At 37.7% G+C, this 2,316-nt stretch carries 2 protein-coding genes and 1 pseudogene; 1 reads left to right on the top strand and 2 read right to left on the bottom strand.

The genetic code is table 11. The features are described from left to right. Window positions 1-106: 106 nt before the first annotated feature. Window positions 107-325 (top strand): annotated as a pseudogene (locus Q0296_RS11565) (hypothetical protein); the annotation flags it as partial. On the opposite strand, the gene Q0296_RS10255 reads toward Q0296_RS11565, so the two are convergent. Then, window positions 298-2,079, bottom strand: coding sequence for a dynamin family protein (locus Q0296_RS10255; protein ID WP_298040269.1), 1,782 nt, complete (start codon window positions 2,077-2,079; stop codon window positions 298-300). The pseudogene Q0296_RS11565 and the gene Q0296_RS10255 overlap by 28 nt on opposite strands. Next, the coding region (locus Q0296_RS10250; protein WP_298040268.1) for a hypothetical protein at window positions 2,069-2,316 on the bottom strand (248 nt) is incomplete at its 5' end. The genes Q0296_RS10255 and Q0296_RS10250, both read right to left, overlap by 11 nt.

Below are 2,316 nucleotides of genomic sequence, written 5' to 3'. Positions count from 1 at the left end.
CAAATATACTATAAGTATAAATGAATTAGAAGAAGAAATTAAGAAACTTAAAAGTAAAAATTCTATTATTAGCAATGAAATTACATTAAAAAATAAAGAAATTTTAATGTTAAAACATTATATCAGAAATTATGAGGGGTATAGTAAATCAATACAAGATTTATTTAAACTTTGTGAAAAAGAGAAAGACATAAAAAAAATGATATGTGGAACCCTTGGTGACTTAATATCTGTAGAAGATAAATATAAAAAGGCAATAGACACTGTTCTTTCTTCAAATTTACAAGGAGTTGTGGTTCATAATGATTTAGAAGCTAAAAAAATTATTGAAAAAATAAAAGAAAATAAAATAGGAAGAATTAATCTTTTTCCAATCTCAAAAATTTTATTTAAAAAAGAGTTGTTTGAGCACATTAGATCGTCAAATTCGTACAAGCTAAAGGCATTTAACATCCGCTCAAAGACCTCTTTTGCGTTTGGTATATAAAGTGGCGTATTTATTTGCAGGTGCGAATTTAGCGAGTTTTCCATCTTTTGTTTTAGAAAATAAACCGCGAGCTTAAGCGCATTTTCATAGTTTGAGGCAACCTTTACATCAAGCTTTTCAAAAAATAGCGAAACCTTTTGCGTAGCCCTAAATTTAGCCGTTTCAAACTCTCTTAAAAAGTTCTCAAAGCTCTGTCCAGCGTAGGTATTTATCGACTTTGTCTCAAAACTAGAGCTAAGCTCCTCAAAGCTACTAAAATTTTCATAGCGGGATTTGTAGATCAAAAACTCATTTTCTGGCTTTTTATAAAGCTCATCAAATGCCGATATTATCGCACTTTCAAGCTCTTTTAGATCTCTTTTGTAGCGCTTAAAAAACTTGCTAAAGACCACGTCCTCGTAGATGAGCTTTGAAAAGACCTCGTCGGTGTCAAGGCTGATCGCGTCAAAGCTCTCGCGCTTGTAAATTTCCTTGTTTAAAAGGGTCTTTGAGGCTGTAAATTTGGTCCTTGAAAATGGCTTTAAAAGCTTAAATATCTCATCCGCCGCAAGCTTTACAGCCTCATTCATATCGCTATATCGCAGGGCGATTTTAGGCTTAAACTCCTCTTTTATCTGCTCTAAATTCCCAGCAAGTTTGCCGTTAAAATCATCTAAAATTTCTTGCGCTTCACTATAAATCCTAAGCCTATTTTCCTGCTCGTTTATTAAGAAATTTACGATCTTTCTAGCCTTTGCTTTGATGAAATTTTCTTTAAAGCTCGTGTCTAAAAATGTCTCTTTTATCGCGCTTAATGCACCGGCGAAATTTGACTCCTCAAGCAAGCTCTCATCGCCATTTGTGATACCAAGAAGTGCTTGCTTTGACGAGATCGCTACGCGGCTAGCAAAGAGCTCTTTGTAGGTTTGCCCAACGTGCGCTAGTAGCGTGTTAAGCTCATCTTCGCTTAGTTTGTCTTTTTGATTTATTAGGCAGATCGCTTTTAGGTCGTTTTGCTCTAAAATTTCTTTTATGCTCTCAAGCTCGCTCGCCTTCGCAGCGTTGTTTGCAAGGCTTAGCCAGATCGCACCACAGACCTTTTTTAGGGTGTTTTTGGTCTCTTTTGTGTCGGCGTCTCGCAGCGAATTTAGCCCCGGCGTGTCGATGAAATTTATCTCTTTTAAAATTTCACTTGGCGCATAGAGTGTCATGCCACCGATCTGCTCGCTCATAGCGTTTAGCTCGCCAAGCTCGCTGCTAGCTAGCAGGCTCTCGCTACCGTTTGTAAATTTCACGCTTAGAAGCGGCAGTTTGGCGAATTTTAGCCGCACAGCTTTAGCGGTGACTGGCGTGAGGCCTGAGGGCAGGACGTCTGCGCCAAGAAGGGCGTTTAGGAAGGTTGATTTGCCGCTTGAAAACTGGCCGATAACGGCGATGAGCGGGGGCTCGTTTAGCGTATCGACAAGTAAATTTAGGCTCTCTTTTATCTGCTCACTTGCGTGCAGACTTGGGTCATTTAGCTCGTTTACCAGCCTTGCTAGCTCGCCCTTAAAATTACTCGTAAAAACCTTAAAATACCTTGCCTTGTAGGCGTTTATAAACTCATTGAACATCTTTTAGCTCCGTTAAAAGCGAGCAAATTTCATCTTGCAAGGCGTTTTGCTCTTTTAGTTTTAAAAGTGAGTTTTGATTTTGCGAGCTAAGCTTTTCTAGCTCATGATCTAACTCTTTTAGCCTCTTATCAAGTGTGGCTTTTTGAGTGGTTTGATAGGTTTTTATGAGATTTAAAAGGCGATTTTTTTCATGATCAGTTAAAATTTCACAAAATTGAGAGATATTTTTATCTTTTA

Source organism: uncultured Campylobacter sp. (assembly GCF_937890585.1).
Classification (GTDB): domain Bacteria; phylum Campylobacterota; class Campylobacteria; order Campylobacterales; family Campylobacteraceae; genus Campylobacter_A.
The sequence above is the reverse complement of the archived record's forward strand: the minus strand, read 5'-3'. Positions and strand labels throughout refer to the sequence as shown.

Bases quoted from the DNA above. Each gene is read 5' to 3' on its own strand.
- Q0296_RS10255 (WP_298040269.1), bottom strand. From the start codon at position 2,079: ATGTTCAATGAGTTTATAAACGCCTACAAGGCAAGGTATTTTAAGGTT.